The 22,599-nt window shown below is 45.6% G+C and carries 20 protein-coding genes; 18 read left to right on the top strand and 2 right to left on the bottom strand.

The annotated features are described in order from the left end of the window. The first annotated feature begins 19 nt into the window (after window positions 1–19). The gene (locus SFC25_RS15870) at window positions 20–1,978 is read left to right on the top strand and encodes an ABC transporter permease subunit (RefSeq protein ID WP_411216220.1); all 1,959 of its coding nucleotides are present in this window, start codon (window positions 20–22) and stop codon (window positions 1,976–1,978) included. A gap of 49 nt (window positions 1,979–2,027) precedes the next feature. Beyond that, the gene (locus SFC25_RS15865) at window positions 2,028–2,528 is read left to right on the top strand and encodes a YwhD family protein (RefSeq protein WP_411216219.1); all 501 of its coding nucleotides are present in this window, start codon (window positions 2,028–2,030) and stop codon (window positions 2,526–2,528) included. 42 nt (window positions 2,529–2,570) lie between these two features. Here the strand turns inward: SFC25_RS15865 and SFC25_RS15860 are convergent, their stop codons facing one another. After that, complete coding sequence (locus SFC25_RS15860) at window positions 2,571–4,604, bottom strand: transglycosylase domain-containing protein (RefSeq protein WP_411216218.1); 2,034 nt, start codon at window positions 4,602–4,604, stop codon at window positions 2,571–2,573. A gap of 184 nt (window positions 4,605–4,788) precedes the next feature. Here SFC25_RS15860 and speE point away from each other — a divergent pair, with 184 nt between their 5' ends. The 3 genes from speE to argS are packed head-to-tail and all read left to right on the top strand — an operon-like array spanning window position 4,789 to window position 7,780. Continuing rightward, complete coding sequence (gene speE / locus SFC25_RS15855; RefSeq protein ID WP_411216217.1) at window positions 4,789–5,616, top strand: polyamine aminopropyltransferase; 828 nt, start codon at window positions 4,789–4,791, stop codon at window positions 5,614–5,616. A gap of 56 nt (window positions 5,617–5,672) precedes the next feature. Beyond that, the gene (locus SFC25_RS15850; protein WP_411216216.1) at window positions 5,673–6,113 is read left to right on the top strand and encodes a YwiB family protein; all 441 of its coding nucleotides are present in this window, start codon (window positions 5,673–5,675) and stop codon (window positions 6,111–6,113) included. After that, entirely contained in the window at window positions 6,110–7,780 is a 1,671-nt protein-coding gene (argS, locus tag SFC25_RS15845; protein ID WP_411216215.1) for an arginine--tRNA ligase, read from the top strand. Before SFC25_RS15850 ends, argS begins: the two co-directional genes overlap by 4 nt. A 42-nt stretch (window positions 7,781–7,822) precedes the next feature. Here the strand turns inward: argS and SFC25_RS15840 are convergent, their stop codons facing one another. Beyond that, window positions 7,823–9,010 carry a phospholipase D-like domain-containing protein gene (locus SFC25_RS15840; protein WP_411216214.1) on the bottom strand — a complete coding sequence of 396 codons (1,188 nt, stop codon included), beginning with the start codon at window positions 9,008–9,010 and terminating at the stop codon, window positions 7,823–7,825. Window positions 9,011–9,286: 276 nt separating this feature from the next. Here SFC25_RS15840 and rsgA point away from each other — a divergent pair, with 276 nt between their 5' ends. The 13 genes from rsgA (at window position 9,287) to prmC (ending at window position 22,596) form a co-directional block, all read left to right on the top strand. Continuing rightward, the gene (rsgA, locus tag SFC25_RS15835; protein WP_411216213.1) at window positions 9,287–10,345 is read left to right on the top strand and encodes a ribosome small subunit-dependent GTPase A; all 1,059 of its coding nucleotides are present in this window, start codon (window positions 9,287–9,289) and stop codon (window positions 10,343–10,345) included. Window positions 10,346–10,454: 109 nt separating this feature from the next. Next, the gene (rpoE, locus tag SFC25_RS15830; RefSeq protein WP_411216212.1) at window positions 10,455–11,000 is read left to right on the top strand and encodes a DNA-directed RNA polymerase subunit delta; all 546 of its coding nucleotides are present in this window, start codon (window positions 10,455–10,457) and stop codon (window positions 10,998–11,000) included. A gap of 177 nt (window positions 11,001–11,177) precedes the next feature. Then, window positions 11,178–12,785 carry a CTP synthase gene (gene pyrG / locus SFC25_RS15825; RefSeq protein ID WP_411216211.1) on the top strand — a complete coding sequence of 536 codons (1,608 nt, stop codon included), beginning with the start codon at window positions 11,178–11,180 and terminating at the stop codon, window positions 12,783–12,785. Between the two features lie 142 nt (window positions 12,786–12,927). Continuing rightward, window positions 12,928–13,305 (top strand): response regulator, encoded by a 378-nt coding sequence (locus SFC25_RS15820; protein WP_411216210.1) that lies wholly within the window; start codon window positions 12,928–12,930, stop codon window positions 13,303–13,305. A 122-nt stretch (window positions 13,306–13,427) separates the two neighbouring features. Beyond that, a complete protein-coding gene (locus SFC25_RS15815; protein ID WP_095219315.1) occupies window positions 13,428–14,291 on the top strand; it encodes a class II fructose-bisphosphate aldolase in 864 nt (287 codons plus the stop codon). 403 nt (window positions 14,292–14,694) lie between these two features. Further along, entirely contained in the window at window positions 14,695–15,336 is a 642-nt protein-coding gene (gene fsa / locus SFC25_RS15810; protein ID WP_411216209.1) for a fructose-6-phosphate aldolase, read from the top strand. 62 nt (window positions 15,337–15,398) lie between these two features. Continuing rightward, window positions 15,399–16,685, top strand: a complete 1,287-nt coding sequence (locus SFC25_RS15805; RefSeq protein ID WP_411216208.1) for a UDP-N-acetylglucosamine 1-carboxyvinyltransferase — start codon at window positions 15,399–15,401, stop codon at window positions 16,683–16,685. 444 nt (window positions 16,686–17,129) lie between these two features. After that, window positions 17,130–18,416, top strand: a complete 1,287-nt coding sequence (gene rho, locus SFC25_RS15800) for a transcription termination factor Rho (protein ID WP_411216207.1) — start codon at window positions 17,130–17,132, stop codon at window positions 18,414–18,416. Between the two features lie 133 nt (window positions 18,417–18,549). Next, window positions 18,550–18,795 carry a type B 50S ribosomal protein L31 gene (locus SFC25_RS15795; RefSeq protein WP_038564035.1) on the top strand — a complete coding sequence of 82 codons (246 nt, stop codon included), beginning with the start codon at window positions 18,550–18,552 and terminating at the stop codon, window positions 18,793–18,795. A gap of 185 nt (window positions 18,796–18,980) precedes the next feature. Further along, a complete protein-coding gene (locus SFC25_RS15790) occupies window positions 18,981–19,550 on the top strand; it encodes a thymidine kinase (protein ID WP_411216206.1) in 570 nt (189 codons plus the stop codon). Between the two features lie 39 nt (window positions 19,551–19,589). After that, complete coding sequence (locus SFC25_RS15785) at window positions 19,590–20,615, top strand: SDR family oxidoreductase (RefSeq protein ID WP_411216205.1); 1,026 nt, start codon at window positions 19,590–19,592, stop codon at window positions 20,613–20,615. Between the two features lie 45 nt (window positions 20,616–20,660). After that, a complete protein-coding gene (gene prfA, locus SFC25_RS15780; protein WP_095220947.1) occupies window positions 20,661–21,731 on the top strand; it encodes a peptide chain release factor 1 in 1,071 nt (356 codons plus the stop codon). Then, a complete protein-coding gene (gene prmC / locus SFC25_RS15775; RefSeq protein ID WP_411216204.1) occupies window positions 21,712–22,596 on the top strand; it encodes a peptide chain release factor N(5)-glutamine methyltransferase in 885 nt (294 codons plus the stop codon). Before prfA ends, prmC begins: the two co-directional genes overlap by 20 nt. Window positions 22,597–22,599 lie beyond the last annotated feature (3 nt).

The following is a 22,599-nucleotide window of genomic DNA, read 5'->3' as shown; positions in this document are numbered from 1 at the left end:
GGAAGAAGAGTGGAATGAAATGCGAACTGTCTCTTTTGTAGGTTATTTGTTTTTGGGGTTGGTTGGACTTGTGCTGATAAGCTGTATCCCGTCACTATTCATACCAGGTTCATCTGGATACTTCAGTGCGGTTGCTGCCTTAACTGGTCAAATACTTGAACCTGCCCAATGGGTGTATGACCAAGGGTATGGAAGGGTGTACCCATTATTCGATTATCTTGCTCCTGCGTTGTCTTATTCAATGACAATCTTGATAGGAGCATTGCTAACAGGATTTTTAGGAGGATTATTGTTTGCAGTAGCTTCGTGCATGCTTCCATACAAAGTCGTGCTCCCATTTAAGCGACTGGGTTATTTTTTTGAATCTATCCCGGATGTCATTTTAGCTTTCGGTATCCAATTACTCATTGTTTTCTTCTTTAAACAATTTGGATTTCTATTATTCCGTTTCAGTTCTGTGGGGCAAGAGGAAATCTATGCTTTGCCAATTCTTATACTGGCAATTCTTCCTTTTGTGGCCTTCTACCGTATCGTATTGTCTATGCTGGAAGAGGAGCAGAAAAAGGACTACGTGCTTTTGGCAAAAAGCAAGGGAATAGGAAGAGGATCTATCCTAATCCGTCATGTCATGCCGAATATCCTCCCATCTGCTTTCTTACATACAAAGGTTATTACTTGGGCTACGCTCTCAGCACTGCCAGCGATTGAATATTTAATGAATCTGTACGGTATTACAAGTATTTTGAAAGAAATGCTGCTGCAGCCAGTACAGAGTATCATTTTTTTCTTTATCCTAGCAGCATTCTTTGTGCCATTCTATTTCATCTATTCCATTGTTGAAATGATTTTCGGGGGAAAGTCAGGAATCTCCTCAGCACCTGCATGGAAGGCGGCACCGCTGTTTGGGACAAGGGGCAATGGAAACCGCATACCATTCGCTAGAGTTTCACATAATCAAAGAATCTATAGAAATAAAAAGTTCATCGTCGGTTTCGCGTTGATTGCCTTGCTGTTTATCGGCAGCTGTATATATACGCTAGCAGCGGATCCTGTTATCAATGTGGATCAATATCAATATGATGATGCGGGTAATATGGTACAAAAAGCGCCGTTTGGACCGGGAGAAGACTATTTGCTGGGAACGGATCGACTGGGGAGGCATTTGGATGATGTGCTGTTGGCAGGTGCTAAGTATACAATCGGATTCGCTTTGCTGGTCGCTGCATTGCGGATCGGAGGTGGGTTCTTACTTGCTATTCCCTACGTCCTGCTAATGCCAGCAAGGATCCGGAAGTTCCTGGACCAACTGGCGGATGGATTGCATTATGTGCCGCAGTCTTTGTTAGCGATAATGCTGTTAACGCCAATTATTACGCCGGACTCGTTTTTGTCATTTCCAGAGAAGATCATCTGGCAAATAGTGATTCTGTTCCTATTAGTATTACCGCTAACTACCATACTGTTAGGGAAGGAAATACATCAATCCCTATCGAGTGCATACGTAACAAGCGGAGTTGTCCTTGGAGCGAGCCGCTTGGAGCTTTTTAGAAAACATGTGTGGCCTCAGATCAAAATTAGATGTTACATCCTTTTTGGCCAGCAAACACTTCAAGTTATAGTCCTATTCATCCATTTAGGTGTGTTTCAGTTATATTTCGGCGGAACGGTGCCTGGGGAAGAGGGTTTCTCTGGTTCTCCAGCCACGAGTGAATGGTCCTCTCAGATTTCCTTCCTCCGTTATATGCTAATGACGGGCCAAGGTTTTTATACAATCAGTATCTTACTGGCATACCTGCTATTGATTGGTTGTGTTCAACTGATGATAGACGGATTGAAAGAGGTTGAGTTAAGGAGACTCGGGATTCATCTTCCAAAGAAAGAAAAGATATCGAACACAATTCTGACCGAAGCTGCCGCATCAACTGTCGTCTCACCAGGTGCTTTTCGCTTCCATGATAAAACAATTGAATTGAAGTAATAATCCGACACATGCTACTATAGAAGCAAAAGTCGAGGGAGCGGTATATGTGGAAAAGAAGAAGAATAATGCTTTCACGATCATGAAGGATGATTCAACGGACGGTCATGGCGGCTATGGAGTAGGTTCGATCAGTTTGGAGAATATGAGCCCTGTCATCGTTGATCCGAATGAAAAAACAGCATACGTGGATATGGCAGCAATGCATGCCCGCAGTCAAGTGGAAAGACGTGTGCGTTTCCAGCATGAGAAGGACAAGGTGCAAGATGGGAAGCTGTATTGGATTGTCTGGGTGACAGTGCAAAATGGCGGGGGCGGTCCTTATTATTTTGGAGCTGCTGCCAGCGAAATTCTTGTCGATCGACCGAATCGTATCGCCTATAAGTCGATGCCGGAGCATGTGAAGCATATGGAGCAGTCCATGAAAGGCAAGTACGTGCTTGATCATATGGATGACGTATCGAAGGAATTGCTGCTGGAGTTCCTTAAGGAGTATAAACCGGAATTCTGGAGCAGAACGCCGAAGGATCTGGAAAATCAACTGCAATAAAAGAAAAGCTGCTGTCACCAAATGGGACAGCGGCTTTTTCTGTTAAAACAGCCAATCAAACCAGCGTTTTCGTCTGTTCATTGGTTCTTCTTGATCTGGTTGCAGCGGAAACTCATCCAAATCAGGCCGGCAGTATAGCTTTGGTTCTGTGCCTCGTACAAAATAGGTGAAGCGGCGCTTCTCGCAATATGAAGTGGAAAGGAAGCCGGAGTCAGGATCGACAAACACTCCGCGAACGCCTGCTGGAGGACGGAATGCTTTGATTGGTTTGCCCTGATGTGCCGTTTCCATAAAGCCGGCCCAAATTTCCTTGCTGTAGGCAAGCTCCTTTACTTTCTCCATGGAGCGATTGTCATCATAGCCGGTCCAGACAGCTGTCACGATGTCAGGACTGAATCCGACCATCCAGCTATCAGTCGCTGTGGTTCCGGATTTGCCGGCGTATGGCCGGGTCAGCTGATCCTTGATTGAGGCACCTGTTACACGCATATAGCTGCTGAGCGAATCATCGAACATACCTGTCATCAAGTCGGTGAGCACGAACAGTCTTTTTTTATCCAGCTTGCTCTTGAGTTTCTGCGGTTTATGGGAATAGATCGTTTTGCCGTTGCGATCGACGATTTTTTCAATCGTATAGCTTTCTACCTGTTTACCGCCATTGGCTATCCGGCTGTAAGCAACACCCATCTCTTCGACAGACACCGGCGAAGTTCCAAGAGCGAGGGATGGAACTGCCTGTAACTCACTTGTGATTCCGAGCTTCTTGGCATCTGCAGCAACCTTCTCTGCACCCACCATCAAATTAGTCTTCACTGCATATATGTTATCCGACATCGCGATAGCTTCTGCCATTGTAATTTCTTCATTTGCGTAATAGCCATGAAAATTACCAGGCGCGTATTCTCCGCCATGCGGCAGCTCAAAGGTCGTTTCCTCGCTTCTTAACTGTGTCATCGGTGTAAAACCGTTTTTCAGAGCCGTGTAATAAACAAAAGGTTTAAACGCTGAGCCTGGCATGCGTTTGCTCGTAGTGGCTCTGTTATACGTACTCGCTTTGTAATCCGTTCCGCCGACCAAAGCTGTGATGGCACCAGTATCCGGATCCATCGCGATCGCTCCTGTTTGCAGTTCTGTATCAGCCGGAATCGTATCTGCTATCTGGTTCTCCAATTTCATCTGCTGATCGGGATCCATCGTTGTATAGACATGATATCCAGCAGCAGCAGCCTGATCCTCGTCCACCTCCAGGACATCTGCTAGCTCATCTGTAATATAGTCCTGGAAATAACCGGCACGTCTGACTGTTTCCCGTTCCTGCTCTGTCGACAGCGACACAGCAGGAAGTGCTTCTGGTTCGGTTATATAGCCTGCATCCTGCAGCAGTCCGTAAATATATTCCTGTCTTTCATCAGCCAGCTCTTTATTTTGAAATGGGGAATAATAGGATGGTCCTTTCGGTATACCGGCAAGCAAAGCAGCCTCTGCAGCTGTTAAACTGCCAGGATCTTTATCCATATAATAATCGCTTGCTGCTTGGATACCATACATCCCATGTCCGTAATAAATCGTGTTAAGATACCCTTCCAATATTTCATCCTTCGTATAAAACATCTCTAATCGGATGCTGTAGATTGCTTCTTTGAATTTTCGTGTCCACGTCTTGTCATTCGTCAGGTAGAGGTTTTTGGCATATTGCTGGGTAATGGTGCTGGCCCCTTCTACTTTGGCCCCTGCTTTGATGTCCTGCAGGGCAGCCGCGAATATACGTTTCCAGGCAAAGCCATGATGTTTGTAGAAGTTTTTGTCTTCAGCCAGGATAGTAGCATGGATCAAGTGCGGGGAGACTTCATCCAGAGCTATCCAGCGTTTCTGTGTGTTGCCGTACTGTTCACCTAGGATTGTGCTGTCATTCGCATAGAATGTTGTACTCCATTTATTTGTCATCGGCGGAGGTCCCATCAGATAACAAATGAGGAGCAATCCGCCGATGGCAGTTATCGTGCTCCCCAGAATGATGGCTGCCAGCCTTTTTGGCCGCAGCCACTTCTGCCAGCTGGCTATTGGAATCCGTATCATCTCTATCTCCTGCTTCCTTCATGGTGTCAAAAACAGTATCGGCATACAGTAGGATAATAAACGTCGGAAAGGGTTGCTTTTTTTCGGATATTCTCTATAATTTGATTGTTTAAAGCTATAAAAATGACCAACACTAGTTGCGAGATGATATAGGATTTTACACATAGAGGAGTTTTGACAACTAATGGAACTTTGGTATACAGAAAAACAGACAGACAGCTTTGGTATCACAGCAAAAGTGAAGCGTTCCCTGCATAGTGAGCAGACTGATTTCCAGAAGTTGGACATGCTCGAGACAGAAGAGTGGGGTAATATGCTGACATTGGACGGCATGGTCATGACTACGGAGCGCGATGAATTTGTTTATCATGAGATGGTAGCGCATGTACCGTTGTTCACGCATCCGAATCCAGAGAACGTGCTGATTGTAGGCGGAGGAGATGGCGGCGTGATCCGCGAAGTTCTCAAGCATGACAAAGTGAAAAAAGCGACACTTGTTGATATCGATGGCAAAGTTATCGAGTATTCCAAAAAGTTCCTGCCTTCCATCGCAGGTAAAATGGATGATCCACGTGCAGATGTGCGTGTAGGTGATGGATTCATGCATATTGCCGAAAGTGAGAACGCATATGATGTCATCATGGTCGATTCGACAGAACCAGTGGGACCAGCAGTCAACTTATTCACGAAAGGCTTTTATGCCGGAATTGCGAAAGCGCTCAAAGAGGATGGGTTGTTCGTTGCGCAGACAGACAATCCGTGGTTCAAAGCTGACTTGATTTCACAAGTATTCAAAGATGTGAAGGAGATCTTCCCTGTAACAGAGCTGTACACGGCAAATATCCCTACTTATCCGAGTGGTCTGTGGACGTTCACGATGGGCAGCAAAGTACATCATCCAAAAGAAGTGGAGCAAGAACGGTTCCAGCCGATCGAAACGAAATACTATACACCAGAGCTGCATCACGCTGCTTTTGTCCTGCCGAAATTCGTACAGGACTTATTGAAATAATAAATGGAGAGGCGCTTCCGCGGGGAGCGTTTTTCTTGCTGAAAGGGGAGAGCTGCATGCGTCAGACAAAAATACCGGTATGGATCGAGATGAATACGGCAATAACGGAGGAAGATGATACCGAGTACACAACTTTAAAGGCAGCTGGTACCTATTCCGCAAATGGGGGATTGACAGTCGTCAATTTCACAGAGGAATCCGAAGAAGTCGGAGAAACAAAGACGATGATTACCATCTCGGCTGATAAAGTGAGCATCAAACGTTCAGGCGGATTTGATATGAAGCAAGTTTTCATAAAGAATCAGCCGACAGAGAACGTATACCGCCATCCTTATGGTACAATGCATATGGAAACAAGCACACACGCGATGACGTTTTCGCCGCTGGCATCTGGCAGCCCGGCGGAACTTGCAATAAGCTATACAGTAACTTTAAATCAGGTGCAGTCCAGAAGACATGCACTGACGTTGCGTGTGCAGGAGGAGAGTAACGGATGAATATCGTACAACAAACAGAACAAAAATTGAAATCGGCGATTCAGGATGCTGTTTTGAAGGCTGGATTGGCTGATAAAGAAACAATCCCTGCTATCATTCTAGAGCAGCCAAAAGATAAAGCACACGGCGATTATGCAACGAATATTGCGATGCAGCTTGCTCGTGTTGCAAAGAAAGCGCCTCGAGCGATTGCGGAGGATTTGCAGAATAACTTTGATTATGATCAGGCACCTGTAGAGAAAATCGAAATTGCCGGACCAGGATTTATCAACTTTTTCATGCGCAACAGCTATCTTGGGGAACTCGTATCCACTATTTTGGAAGCTGGCGATGCTTTCGGCCGCACGGATGCAGGAAAAGGTGAGAAAGTCCAAGTGGAATTTGTTTCGGCAAACCCGACTGGTGACTTGCATCTTGGACATGCCCGCGGAGCAGCAGTAGGGGACTCTCTTAGCAACATCCTCGATGCAGCAGGCTATGAGGTTGGACGCGAATATTATATCAATGATGCTGGTAATCAGATTGATAATCTTGCCCGCAGTGTACAGGCGCGTTATTTGCAAGCTCTTGGACAGGATGCCGAGATGCCGGAGGATGGATACCATGGTAAAGATATCATTGGTATCGGTAAACAGCTTGCTGAAGAGCATGGAGACAGCTATGTTTCAAAGCCGGAAGAGGAACGCCTTGCTTTCTTCCGCCAATATGGCCTGGCTTATGAACTGAAGAAGCTTGAGAAGGATCTTGCTGATTTCCGTGTACCATTCGATGTGTGGTATTCCGAAACTTCCTTATACCAAGACGGAAAAATCGATACGGCATTGGCTACACTTCGTGAAACAGACTATGTGTTTGAAGAAGATGGGGCAGTTTGGTTCCGTTCGACAGAATTCGGTGATGACAAAGACCGTGTACTTATCAAGCAAGATGGCAGTTATACGTATCTTACTCCGGATATCGCCTATCATAAAACAAAACTGGATCGCGGATTCTCCAAGCTGATCAACGTATGGGGAGCAGATCACCATGGCTACATCCCGCGTATGCGTGCTGCTATCCAAGCACTAGGCTATGACGCCGATACGCTGGAAGTTACGATCATCCAGATGGTTAACCTGTTCGAGAACGGTGAAAAAGTGAAAATGAGTAAACGTACTGGTAAAGCAGTTACACTGCGCGAGTTGATGGATGAGGTCGGCATCGATGCGATGCGTTACTTCTTCGTTATGCGTTCCAGTGATTCTCATCTTGACTTTGACATGGACTTGGCGAAATCACAGTCCAATGAAAACCCTGTATTCTATGTGCAGTACGCATATGCCCGCATCAGCACGATGCTCGCACAGGCTGCTGAAAAAGGATTCCAGACAGAAGGACCATACGATGCGAGTCTTCTGACTGCCGAGAAAGAATTGGATCTTCTAAAACGTCTTGGGGAATTCCCTCAAGTTGTTGCAGACGCAGCAGAAAAACGGACACCGCACCGAATCACGCAATACTGCTTCGACCTGGCTTCTGCACTTCACAGCTTCTATAATGCGGAGAAAGTATTGAACCCGGATAACGAAGAACTGACGAAAGCCCGGATTGCGTTGATGAAAGCAGTTCGTATTACGATTAAAAATGCACTTCGACTCATCAGTGTGGAAGCACCAGAAAAAATGTAATAAATATAAAAGCCCGTCAGCAGTGATGCTGGCGGGCTTTTTCTATAGGTAATTCCGCAATGGTCTAAAAAGGATGCCTGTCACTTTCGCAATCCAAGGACGTTTTTGTATAGTCTTGACTGAGGCCGCTATGCTTGATTGTTCATCCTTCTTCCAAAGAGCGAGGAGCTGGGCATAAAAGAGGTCGTTCTCTCTTATAGTCACAGTAAGCTCCTTGTTTATAAGCAGACTCCGTCCATCAAGATTGGCAGAACCGACAGCACACCATAACCCATCACTTAAGAGGATCTTTGCATGATAAAAGCCATTCTGATATAAGTTGATTCGTACGCCATGCTGCAGCAGGCGCCGGGCAAAATGGAAGGACACTTGATTGACAACATAATGGTCCACTTTGGACGGGAGCATCAGCCTGACATCCACGCCTCTTTCCGAAGCTCGTTTAAGGGCAGCTTCCACACGTCTGGTGGGTGCACAGTATGGTGTGCCAATATAAAGATATTCCCTTGCTTGATGTATTTGGTGCAGCAGCCAGTCTTCATAGCCATCAGATTCTGTTATGACGACTTCTATCTGGGCTCCATCAAGTGCAGGAGCTTGTTTCGGCAGGATGCGGAATGGATTACCCCAATCGGAGGCGAATAGCTGTACAAACGTGTAGGCTGCCTCGCCTTCGAGTTTGACGACGCAATCACGCCAGTAACCAAAACGGGGCTCCTTGCTCAAATACTCTTTTCCGATATTGAATCCTCCTATATAGACACTGCGCTGATCAATGATGGTCACTTTCCGATGATTACGGAAGTTCAAGTTATACAGGAAATAAGGGAAGCGTGGTATATTGGCAAAACGAAGCATCACGCCAGACTGGCGCAGACGTTTTCGTTCTTTTCGGGGCAAACGGTAGCCGCCGATTCTGTCCAGCAGGAAGCGGATTTTAATTCCTTCTTGTGCGCGTTTTTGCAGTAATTCCGACAGCTGCTGTGTAGGTTCATCCCATTTCACCAGAAAGAATTGGATATCCACTGAATGCTGTGCTGCTTTTATGTCACGTATCAGCGCTTCGTAGAAGTTGACTCCATCATCGAACATGGAAACAAAGGCATGTTTATGACCAATCAGCCGATTGACCGCTTTTCGTTTGCTGTACTTCCTGCCAAGCGATAAGTCCACCCATACCAATACCATTATGAGGAACAGGAGGGCCAGCAGGAGGAAGAAGACATACATATACTGACCTCCTTTCCTGAGGTAATAATAGGCTTTACAAATATAGCCAATATCATGTATCATAAAAACAAATCAAAGCGAACGGTAAAATCCGGACGCAGAAAGGGATGATGATTATGTTGACATATACGCTGACTAAAAAGCCGTCCGTCACTACGCACATCCCTTCTGCTTGTCTGAAGTAGCAGATGATTTCTGCTATGTAAACTTCTAGTGGAAGGGCTGTGCGAACAGTCCTTTTTATTATGGCCAAAAAAGCCCCACTAGGAGGAAAATATGAACGAAGCATTGAATTTATTAGGATGGAATGACCAATTGGAAGCAGCAAAGCAAGCATATGATAAGGCTTGGACGCCTGCACGTATCGTGCTTGAGCATAAACATATGTACAGAGTGCTGGATGACCGAGGAGAGATGCTTGCAACACCGTCAGGGAAGTTTCGGCAAAATGGGGATTACCCAGCAGTCGGGGATTGGGTGCTGGTAGATGCTCGGCATGAAGAAGGGAAAGCTACGATACATGCTTTATTGCCGCGAAAAAGCAAGTTTTCCCGGAAAGAGGCAGGAACTGTGACAAAGGAGCAAATTGTTGCAGCGAATGTCGATTATGTGTATTTAGTTATGGCGTTAAATCAGGATTACAATCTTCGAAGACTGGAACGCTATTTATTGGCGGCTTATGACAGTGGTGCATCACCAATGATCATTTTAAGCAAAGGGGACCTATGTGCTGACTTGGAGGAGAAATACAGGGAAGTAGAAGCAATCGCTCCAGGCGTGAGCATACATGTTACGAGTGCAGTGGACAGACGGGGAATTGACACGATCAGCAGCACGCTCGTACCAGGTATCACTGCGGCATTCCTAGGTTCTTCAGGTGCAGGGAAATCCACCCTTGTCAACATGCTGTATGGAAAGGAAGTACAGCTGGCAGGCGAGATCAGGGAAGATGATGGCAAAGGCAAACATACAACAACACATCGTGAGCTTGTACAGCTGCCAGGCGGCGGGATGATCATCGATACACCTGGTATGCGTGAGCTGCAGCTATGGGATCAGCAGCAGTCAGGTGTGTCAGCAGCTTTTTCCGATATCGAGCGATATAGTGAGGCTTGCCGTTTCCGTGATTGTACACATATGAATGAACCTGGCTGCCGTGTGCAAGAGGCAGTACAGACTGGTGAGATAGAGCAAGAACGGCTCAGCAGCTATTTCAAGCTGCAGCGGGAGCTTCAATATCTGGATAGCAAGACCTCTGCCAAAGCACAGCTCGAACAGAGGAAACAGTTCAAGCAGCTGTCCAAACACGTCAAACAAGTTAAAAAACGCCGCTGATCTGAAGAAATATTGCATTTTGATAGGCCTGGCAATATAATGTAAGGTATGGTTCTAAAACGGTAGACGTGAACATAACCAACTTATTGACAAAGGGAGTGCTGTGACAGTGGGTTTGAAAGAATACAGCCAAGAAGAGCTTGCTGACTTTTCCCTCGTGGAATTGACGAATTTGATTCTTGAGGAAGAAAACAAAGCAACCGATTATAAAGATTTATTCAATAAAGTAGCTGAAATCAAACAATTGAGCTCCGATCAGCGTGAAGAATACTTGCTGCAGTTCTATACGGACTTGAACGTAGATGGCCGTTTCATGACAGCAGGATCCAATCTTTGGGGATTGAAAAGCTGGTACGCAGTAGATCAATTCGACGAAGACGTTACAGTTGAGCCGACGAAGAAAAGAAAGAAACGTGCAGCAGATGAAGATGAGGATCTGGACGATCTTGAAGAAGACTTCACACTGGACGAAGAAGGCTTTGACGAAGACTACGGCGACGAAGAAGAAGATGACGATCTAGCTGATGATGATGTAGCGGAAGATGACTACGAAGGTGATTATCAGAGCGATGATACGGACGAAGAAACTCGTGAAATCGTTGGAGAAGACATGCATCTGACTGGTGACGAAGACGACGATGAGGATGACCGCTAAGCGATAATATCGCTTAATGTTATTGACTTTACACGGTAGAATCAGTAATATTTTATGTGGGCTCTTTAATTGTCCGAAGACGCGTTCCCTTAACAAAGGGAACGCTTTTTATTTTTTATCAAACTTTTTCAAGGACATGGGTATTCTATAAATAAATGCTAGAAATGAGGGATTACGTTGACAAAGTATATCTTTGTTACAGGAGGAGTAGTATCTTCTCTAGGGAAAGGCATCACAGCGGCATCACTTGGCCGTTTGTTGAAAAATAGAGGTTTGCAGGTGACGATCCAGAAATTTGATCCATATATCAATGTGGACCCAGGAACAATGAGTCCATATCAGCACGGAGAAGTTTTCGTTACAGAAGATGGAGCAGAAACGGATTTGGACCTTGGTCACTATGAACGTTTCATCGACATCGATTTGAATAAATACTCCAACGTAACAACAGGAAAGATTTATTCCACTGTGTTGAAAAAAGAACGCCGTGGTGATTATCTTGGAGGGACAGTCCAGGTCATCCCGCATATTACAAATGAAATCAAAGACAAAGTTTTCCGTGCCGGAAAACAAACGAACGCAGATGTTGTCATCACGGAAATCGGCGGAACAGTAGGGGATATCGAATCCTTGCCGTTCTTGGAAGCCATCCGTCAAATCAAATCCGACATTGGGCGTGACAATGTGATGTATCTGCATTGTACACTTGTTCCTTTCATAAAAGCTGCAGGAGAATTGAAAACAAAACCTACACAGCACAGCGTAAAAGAACTTCGCTCGCTTGGTATTCAGCCGGATGCAATTGTTCTTCGTTCTGAAATGCCTATCAGCCAGGATATGAAAGAAAAAATCGCATCTTCTTGTGATTTGGAAGTCAATGCAGTTGTTGAATGTATCGATGCTGATACACTTTACGATGTACCGCTTGCCTTGCAGCGTCAGAACCTGGATCAGTTCGTTTGTGATCACTTCAAATTGGAGTGTCCTCCAGCTGATATGACAGAATGGTCCGCGATGGCAGCGCATGTAACAAATCTTAAGAAAACTGTCCGTATTGCATTGGTAGGTAAATATGTAGAGCTGCAGGATGCTTACATTTCCGTTGTGGAATCCTTGAAGCATGCAGGCTACCCTTATGACACAGATATCGAAGTGAAATGGATTAATTCTGAGGACGTAACAGCTGACAATGCAGAGGAATTACTCGGCAATGCAGACGGTATCCTTGTGCCGGGAGGATTCGGTGATCGCGGTATCCAAGGTAAAATCGAAGCGATCCACTACGCTCGGACAAGAAAAATTCCATTCCTCGGTATTTGCCTGGGTATGCAGTTGGCTACTATCGAATTTGCACGTAATGTCTTGCATCTTGAAGGTGCGCATTCCAGTGAGATTGATCCGCTTACCCCGCATCCAGTCATCGATTTGCTGCCAGAACAGAAAGACATTTCCGATCTTGGCGGTACATTGCGTTTAGGCGTATATCCTTGCCGCTTGCAGGATGGTACGAAAACAAAAGAAGCTTATGGCAATGAAGATGTTATCTACGAACGTCACCGCCATCGCTTTGAGTTCAATAACCAATACCGTGTACAGATGGAGGAAAAAGGATTTGTTTTCTCTGGTACAAGCCCTGATGGCCGCCTGATTGAAACTGTGGAAATCAAGGATCATCCTTGGTTCGTCGCTTCTCAGTACCATCCGGAGTTCAAGAGCCGTCCGAACCGTCCGCATGCGCTGTTCCATGGCTTCATTGGTGCATCTTTACAGCATAAAGAAGGCTGATTGACGCATCTAAATACAATTATTTTGAGTGGAGAAGCAGGAATTTGAGCTTTTTACTAGAAAAAGGTGTAATTGGGTCACAGCAGTGAACATTATGTCGAAGCAAGCTTGAGCTTGCTTCGTTTTCTAGGGGGATATGCGGATGAGTAAGCACGTGTTGATCGTGGATGACCAGCCAGGTATCAGGATTTTACTGGAGGAAGTCATCCGGGAAGAAGGACATGAAGTGATTTCCGTCGGCACGGGAGCACAAGCTCTTGATCAGATAAAAAGACAGAAGCCGGATTTACTGCTGATCGATTATAAGCTGCCGGTGCTCGATGGACCAGCGGTATTGGATAGGCTGAAGGAACAGGGTCTGTCCATCCCGACAATCATGATGAGTGGATTGGCGGAGGAAGCAGAAACTTTCCTGAAGAATTATGACTTTCTGATTTGTGTGCTTGCTAAGCCTTTCGACATACTCAATGTGCGAAAAATGGTGAATCAAGCAGTGAAACAGGGGTCGAATCAAGTATAAAAGTGCGGGAAATGTTGCACCATGACGGGTGAGTTGGTATTCTTATGTATGGAAGCGATAAATACACGACTTCACATAGATAGTTGCCGACCGTCGTGCAAATTTGAAGGAGGATTTTTGTTATGCCTTTAGTATCAATGAAAGAAATGCTAGATGTAGCAAAAGACAATCACTATGCTGTAGGACAGTTTAACATCAACAACCTTGAATTCACACAAGCAATCCTGCAAGCAGCACAGGAAGAAAGCTCTCCTGTCATCCTTGGTGTATCCGAAGGGGCAGCGAAATATATGGGTGGCTTCAAGACAGTTGTATTGATGGTTAAAGGTCTTTTAGAAGACTATAACATCACTGTTCCAGTTGCTATTCACCTTGATCATGGTTCTAGTTTCGAAACATGTGCAAAAGCAATCCATGCTGGCTTCACTTCTGTAATGATCGATGGCTCCCACCATCCATTGGAAGAGAACATCGCACTTACGAAGAAGGTAGTTGAGCTTGCACACTTCCATGGCGTGTCTGTTGAAGCTGAACTTGGCCGTATCGGCGGACAAGAAGACGATCTTATCGTAGACGATGCAGACGCAGCGTATGCGATCCCTTCTGAATGTAAACAGCTAGTGGAAGAAACTGGCGTTGACTGCTTCGCACCAGCGCTTGGTTCTGTACACGGCCCTTACAAAGGCGAACCAAATCTTGGTTTCGACCGCATGGAAGAGATCTTCAACACAACAAGCCTTCCATTGGTATTGCACGGCGGTACTGGTATCCCGACAAAAGATATCCAAAAAGCAATCACGCTTGGTACTTCTAAAATCAACGTGAACACTGAAAACCAAATTTCTTCTGCTAAACGCGTTCGTGAAGTATTGGCAGAAAAACCAAACGAATACGATCCACGTAAATACCTAGGACCAGCTCGCGAAGCGATCAAAGAAACAGTTATCGGCAAAATGCGCGAATTCGGCTCCTCAGGCAAAGCGTAAACAAAAGCATTGAAACAAAAAAGGAAACTGACTAATTTGGTTAGTTTCTTTTTTTATACACGAAAAGCGGAGGTGACCGTTCAGAAACGTAGGAATAAGTGAGGGAGCCCGGAGGAAGGTCTCGCAGGGATTCATCGCTAGCGCCATAGTTTTGTCTCCTGCGACTACAGAACGGCGAAATGCATCAAACTTGTTGTCAGAATATGCGCGGGAGGAGCCAGAAAGCTCATAAGGTTTAGGAATGAAAAAATCGGTAACTTAACTTGTAGAGTGATGTTACAGGAAGTGGAGTTCCTGCATTCAAAATCGAAACCGAAGAAATTTACCGTAAGCTCATTCAATCCTTTGTCATATAAGGGAGTCCTGCATAAACTACTTCGGAATTACTTAAGGAGTGGAAGACATGAAGTTCTTTGTGGATACTGCGAACTTGGAAGAGATCAAGCTAGCCAATGCACTTGGTGTGCTGTCCGGAGTGACAACGAATCCGACATTGGCGGCCAGGGAAGGTGTATCATTTCAAGATAGGCTCCGGGAGATAACCGAAGAGGTGTCTGGATCTGTCAGTGCGGAGGTTGTATCTGAAAAAGCAGATGAAATGGTGGAAGAAGGCAAGGAGCTTGCCAAGCTTGCGCCAAACATCACCGTAAAGCTCCCAATGACCCTGGAAGGGTTGAAGGCGGTTAAGGTTTTATCTGAATTGAATATCAAGACGAATGTGACACTTATATTTAATGTGAACCAAGCATTGCTTGCGGCACGTGCTGGGGCTACATATGTCTCGCCATTTATCGGGGAACTTGATGATATCGGGCATAGTGGAATGGATTTGATTGGGACGATTGCGGAGATTTTCGAACGACATGTAATCCAGACGAAAATCATCGCATCTTCTATCCGGCATCCGCTTCATATAACAGAAGCTGCGCAGCGGGGGGCGCATATCGCGACCGTTCCTTTTGATGTCTTGCAGAAATTGGTGGAGCATCCGCTTACAGATGCTGGAATCCAACGATTTCTTGCAGACTGGAACAGCCGGATATAGTATAATTATGGTAAAATAGAGGAAACTAACGTTGCTGTTATCCTAAATGTGAGGAGTTCCTTATGCAGAAAATACTAGTAGAGGGCGGAAACCTTCTTAAAGGAAAAGTGAAGATCAGCGGAGCGAAAAATAGCGCAGTTGCATTGCTGCCAGCTGCGATACTGGCTGAATCTTCCGTTTCGATTGAAGGGCTGCCTGAGATATCAGATGTTGAGACGCTGAGTGATTTGCTTGAAGAAATTGGCGGCAAAGTATCTAAAACCGATCAAACCATTACGATTGATCCTTCCTCAATGACGTCCATGCCTCTTCCGAACGGAAAAGTGAAGAAACTCCGGGCTTCCTATTATTTCATGGGTGCGATGCTCGGACGGTTCAAGCAGGCGGTCATCGGCTTACCTGGCGGCTGTTATCTTGGCCCTCGACCTATTGATCAGCATATCAAGGGCTTTGAAGCGTTAGGAGCAAAGGTGACGAATGAACAAGGTGCCATCTACTTGCGAGCGGATGAGCTGCGTGGAGCGCGAATTTATTTGGACGTTCCAAGTGTTGGTGCGACGATCAATATCATGCTTGCTGCGGTGCGGGCCAAAGGGAAGACAGTGATTGAGAATGCAGCCAAGGAACCGGAAATTATTGATGTAGCTACGCTTTTAACGAGTATGGGCGCAAAAATCAAAGGTGCTGGAACCGACGTTATTCGCATCGAAGGTGTAGATCATCTTCACGGCTGCCGTCATACAATCATTCCCGATCGGATCGAAGCGGGAACGTATACCATCCTGGCTGCTTCCCAAGGGGAAGAAGTAATTATCGACAACGTCATTCCACAGCATCTGGAGTCGTTGCTTGCGAAGCTGCGGGAGATGGGTGTAGAGATCGTCGAAGGAGAGGAACAGCTGATAGTCAGGCCTGGAGCCAAGCTGAATAGTGTGGATGTAAAAACACTCGTTTATCCCGGCTTCCCGACTGATCTGCAGCAGCCTTTTACGGCTCTCCTGACGAAAGCACATGGTACTGGTGTCATCACCGATACCATCTATCAGGCGCGTTTTAAGCACATTGATGAGCTTCGCCGGATGAACGCCAAAGTAAAGGTAGAGGGTGGAGCTTCCATCGTAACTGGAGCAGTCCAGCTGGAAGGAGCAAAAGTAAAAGCAAGCGACCTTCGAGCGGGGGCAGCACTAATCATTGCTGCGTTAATGGCGGATGGTGTGACAGAAATCACTGGTGTTGAGCATATTGATCGCGGCTATGAGCGCATCACGGAGAAATTGGTCGCACTAGGTGCCAATATTTGGCGGGAAGAGATGAGTGAACAGGAAGTCGAACAGTTCCAGAATTCTTGAGCTGCTGCATATTCCTCATTTACGCGAACGCTGTATGCAAAAGAAATCGAATGTTGTCATTTAACCTTCATGGTGGAGAGACTGGCGTCAGCCAGTCTTTTTATATATAAAATTTCCTTCGTTTCACCTAGAAAATACAGTTGAATATTCAAGAGCGAAAATGTATGATTAGTTATGCTAAAAAACGCAGTAAGTTTAAAAAAGCTGTATTGTGGTAAAAAATGATAGTTATAATCTTCTATTCTAGTTATACACTACCATCCTTCCTTTTCTTCCAAGTGCTATGCATGGTCAAAAAGAATCCCTTGCAACCTCTTCGGTCAAGAATGACGGCCAATAGCTTGAATCAGATTCCACCAGTATTGATGCACCAATGAAGGAAATGACAATAAACAGCCAAACAGATAAGGACAAGTCCTTAAATACAATAGGTGTGGTGATTTTGTGGCTGAACTATCTATTTCTCATCTAGAAACATTGACATTAAAAGAATTATACGCGATGGCACGCGAATACCGCGTTTCCTATTATGCGAAACTGACGAAACGTGAATTGATCTTTGCCATTCTGAAAGCGCAGGCTGAAAAGGATGGTTTCCTTTTCATGGACGGTATTCTGGAAATCATTCCATCCGAGGGCTTTGGGTTCCTCCGGCCGATCAATTATGCTCCGAGTGCAGAAGATATCTATATCAGTGCCTCACAGATCAGACGCTTCGATTTGCGCAATGGTGATAAAGTTTCCGGCAAGGTTCGCCCGCCAAAGGAAAACGAACGTTACTACGGACTTCTGCATGTGGATGCAGTGAACAATGAAGATCCGGAAGTGGCAAAGGAGCGCGTACATTTCCCGGCACTGACAGCTTTGTATCCTGATAAACAGATGAAGCTGGAAACCGAGTCCCGTAAAGTATCTACACGCATCATCGATTTGATGACGCCTGTTGGTTTTGGGCAGCGCGGTTTGATCGTAGCCCCTCCAAAAGCAGGGAAAACAATGCTGCTGAAGCAGATTGCCAACAGCATCACGACGAATCATCCGGATGCCAAGCTTATTATCCTGCTAGTCGATGAACGTCCGGAGGAAGTGACGGATATCGAACGTTCCGTTCACCCGGATGTTGATGTCGTCAGCTCCACTTTCGATGAAGTACCCGAGAACCATATCAAAGTATCCGAGCTGGTACTGGAACGTGCGATGCGTTTGGTGGAGCATAAAAAGGACGTTATCGTACTGATGGACAGTATCACACGTCTTGCTAGAGCGTATAACTTGGTTATTCCGCCAAGCGGACGTACGCTTTCCGGTGGTATCGATCCAGCGGCTTTCCACCGTCCGAAACGATTCTTCGGGGCTGCTCGTAACATCGAGGAAGGCGGCAGCTTCACAATTCTTGCTACCGCACTAGTCGATACAGGTTCCCGCATGGATGATGTCATCTATGAAGAGTTCAAAGGAACAGGTAATATGGAACTGCATTTGGATCGTTCCCTTGCGGAAAGACGCATCTTCCCGGCAATCGATATGCTCCGTTCCGGTACACGAAAAGAAGAATTGCTTGTCCCGAAAGGCCAGTTGGATAAAATGTGGGCGATCCGCAAGACAATGCAGGATTCCCATGACTTTGCCGAGCGCTTCCTGCGCCGTCTCAAAGCATCGAAAAACAACGAGGAATTCCTCGCGAATATGGAAGAGGATATGAAACGTAAAGGCACGAATAAGCGCGTCTGATTACATGGATTTCCTCTTGCAATGGGCTAGACAGACTGTTATAATCACGTTATGTGAGCTTTCACGACAGTTATCGGTCTCTCACAATAAACTCTGTTTCCAAGGGATTCAGGGCAAAAAGGAGTGCTAACGCATGAAAGAACAAATCCATCCGAAATATAACAAAGTTGTATTTCTAGATACTAGTTCTGATTACAAATTCTTGACTGGTTCTACTCAGAGTTCTGACGAAACAATCGAGTGGGAAGATGGCAACACTTACCCATTGATTCGTGTCGAAATCAGCTCAGCTTCTCACCCGTTCTACACTGGTAAACAAAAAGCTGACAAAGCTGGCGGCCGCGTAGATCGTTTCAAGAAGAAATACAACTTGAGCTAATAGCTTAAGATATGAAGAAGAAAACAGGCAAACACCCTTTGCCTGTTTTTTCTGCTTCTAACCCCTTTACAGATTACCATTACATGTACACTGACCATCCAGATATACATAAGTGGGATAGATATAGTATGGATAAAGATAGTGTAATGTGGCACTATCTTTTTTATTTGATAAGGAGAAATGACATGGCACAATTATTTTTCAAATATGGCGCAATGAACAGCGGAAAGTCGATAGAAATACTGAAAGTGGCCAACAATTACGAGGAACAAAATAAATCGGTTCTTATTTTTACTTCCGGCATCGATACAAGAGATGAAGTAGGCTATGTTTCCAGCAGGATTGGACTGCGCCGAAAAGCCATTCCGATTTTCGAAGAAACCAACATCATGGATATCGTCAAATCGCACGAACCGACACCGCATTGTGTCCTGATTGATGAAGTTCAATTTTTAAGTAAAGAGCATGTGCTCCAGCTGGCAGCGATTGTTGATGCATTCAGCATTCCAGTAATGGGCTTTGGATTGAAGAATGATTTCCAAAATGAGCTGTTCGAAGGAAGCCGTTATATGCTCATCTATGCGGATAAAATCGAAGAGATGAAAACAATCTGCTGGTTCTGTGAACGAAAAGCAACGATGAACCTGCGGGTTGACGACGGTAAGCCTGTCTATACAGGAGATCAGATCCAGATTGGCGGCAATGACTCTTATTATCCCGTTTGCCGCAGATGCCACACCAATCCGCCCCTTTGAAATAACTAAACTACAAAATGAAAGAAGGGACTGGCAGAGATGAAAGCTTTATTTATCGGAGGAACCGGAACTATCAGCTCAAGCGTAACCGAATTGGCAGTACAACAAGGATGGGAGCTTTTTTTGCTCAATCGCGGCTCGAAGCCTGTACCAGCAGGATGTCAAAGTATCATAGCAGATATTACAGATGAAGCAGCAGTTGCAGCAAAGCTTCAAGATATGCAGTTTGATGTTGTAGCAGATTTCATTTCTTTTTCAGCATCAGACATTGAACGTGATATCCGTTTATTTGCAGATAAGACAAAACAATTCATCTTTGTCAGCTCCGCTTCTGCATACCAAAAACCGCCTCGTCACTATAAGACAACGGAGAGTACGCCGCTGATGAACCCTTACTGGGAATATTCCCGGCATAAAATAGAAGCAGAAGAAGTGCTGCTAAAGGCGTATCGGGATACTGGGCTGCCTATAACGATTGTTCGTCCAAGCCATACATATGGCAATAAAAAGATTCCCGTGGCTTTTTATGGCGCAGGTGGCAGCTGGCAAATAGTAGAGAGGATCAAGCAAGGGAAGCCTGTTCTCATTCATGGTGACGGGACCTCGCTATGGACGTTGACCCACAATACGGATTTTGCCAAAGGTTTCGTTGGATTGATGGGAAATCATGCAGCAATTGGAGAGACAGTACACATCACTTCCGATGAAGTCCTGACGTGGAACAGCATTTATGACATAATCGGAGAAGCTTTAGGAAAGCGTGTGGATAAAGTGCATGTATCGACAGACTTCCTCGTTATGTGCAGACCGGATTTGCAAGGTTCACTGCTTGGAGATAAGTCGGAATGTGCTGTCTTCGATACAAGTAAAATAAAACGGCTCGTCCCGTCATTCACAGCGACAAAGCGCTTTGACCAAGGTGTCAGGGAAGCAATCGAGAATTTCGAACGTCACCCTGATTGGCAGCGGCCAGACCCGGAATTCGATAAGTTTTGTGACACAGTCATAGAAGCGCAAAAGAGCGCCGCAGAACAGGTTCGCAAAACGCTTGGCTTGAATTGCTAGGTTTGTCGGCAGGAGCTATAATAAAGCAAGGAAAGAGGTGTCACGATGCTAGATCGTTTACAAGCTTTGGAAGATCGTTATGAGAAACTGAATGAATTATTAAGTGATCCGGATGTGATCAGTGATACGAATAAATTACGTGAGTTTTCCAAAGAACAAGCAGGACTGACAGATGTGGTACAAGCTTATCGCGAATACAAAGATATCAGCGCACAGGTAGAAGATGCCAAGACAATGCTTGCCGAGGAAAAAGATCCAGAAATCATAGAAATGGCCAAAGCGGAGATTTCAGAATTGTCACCGCGTCTTCCTGAATTGGAAGAGCAGATGCGTATTCTTATGCTGCCGAAGGATCCAAATGACGATAAAAACGTTATCATGGAAATCCGTGGTGCAGCTGGCGGAGATGAAGCAGCCCTATTTGCAGGTGATCTTTACCGTATGTACAGCAGATATGCCGAAGCGCAAGGCTGGAAGACGGAATTGATGGAAGCCAATTCGACTGGAGTTGGCGGCTACAAAGAGATCATTTTCATGATCAATGGTGCCAATGCCTATTCCAATCTGAAGTTCGAAAACGGTGCGCACCGCGTACAGCGTGTACCAGAGACAGAATCTGGCGGACGTATCCATACATCGACAGCGACTGTTGTCGTTATGCCAGAAGCGGAAGAAGTGGAAGTAGACATTCAAGACAAAGATATCCGTGTGGATACATTCACATCCAGCGGTCCAGGAGGACAAAGTGTAAACACGACAATGTCTGCGGTCCGCCTGACGCATATGCCGACGGGAATCGTCGTGTCCATGCAGGATGAAAAATCCCAGATCAAAAACAAAGAGAAAGCAATGAAAATCCTGCGTGCCCGTATTTATGATAAGTTCCAGCAGGAAGCGCAGGCTGAGTATGATGATGCACGGAAATCAGCTGTTGGTTCAGGGGATCGTTCTGAGCGTATCCGAACATACAACTTCCCGCAAAACCGCGTAACAGATCACCGAATCGGACTTACAATCCAGAAGCTGGATCAGATTTTGGAAGGAAAGCTCCATGAAGTGGTCGATGCATTGATCATGGAAGAGCAGGCGAAGAAACTTGAGCAAATCGGAGAATAACCAGCATCCGACTACCAGTCAGGCATTGCAGGAAGCCATAATGTTTTTGCAGACGCATCAGCGTGAAGAAAGAGTAGCAGAGCTTCTGCTTTTGTTCCATCTTGGTATCAATAAGACAGAGCTTCTGATGAATATGAGGGAGCCGATGGATCCTGTGCTTTATGCTGCTTTCCGAAAAGACGTGGAAGAGCATGCAGAAACAGGCATTCCGCTCCAGCACCTGACAGGGGAAGAAGAATTCCTTGGCAGACGCTATTATGTGAATCGGGATGTGCTCATTCCAAGACCGGAAACAGAAGAACTTGTACTTGGTGTGGAAAACATGATCCAACAGCGGCTGGCTGGACAGGAATTGACTATTGCCGATATCGGTACAGGCAGCGGCATTATAGCAACTTCTTTGAAGCTTGCTTTCCCGAAAGCTGAAGTGATCGCAACGGATATATCCGAGCGGGCGCTGCTGATCGCCAAGAGCAATAGCCGCACACTAGGTGCATCTATCAGCTTAAAGCAAGGCAGTTACCTGGAACCGCTCCGTCAGCTTGAAAAGCGGGTCAATGTGCTTGTTTCCAATCCGCCATATATCGATGAAACGGATAAGGAACATATGAGCGACACGGTGAAAAACTTTGATCCAAGTCTTGCTCTGTTCGCCGACGATAACGGACTTGCTGCTTATAAGGAAATCATTAGCGGATTGTCGGATGTACTCGCTTTTCCAGCTATTGCTGCCTTTGAAATCGGCTGGCAGCAAGGAACGGCCGTCCGGGATTTGCTGGTGGAGAAATTCCCATCTGCAGAAGTGGAAGTACGACAGGACATCAATGGGAAAGACCGTATGGTATTTGCTTGGATACAAGCATAAAAG

This window comes from Terribacillus saccharophilus (genome assembly GCF_046592595.1).
GTDB lineage: Bacteria > Bacillota > Bacilli > Bacillales > Amphibacillaceae > Terribacillus > Terribacillus saccharophilus_C.
This window is presented reverse-complemented; position numbering and strand designations above follow the sequence as displayed.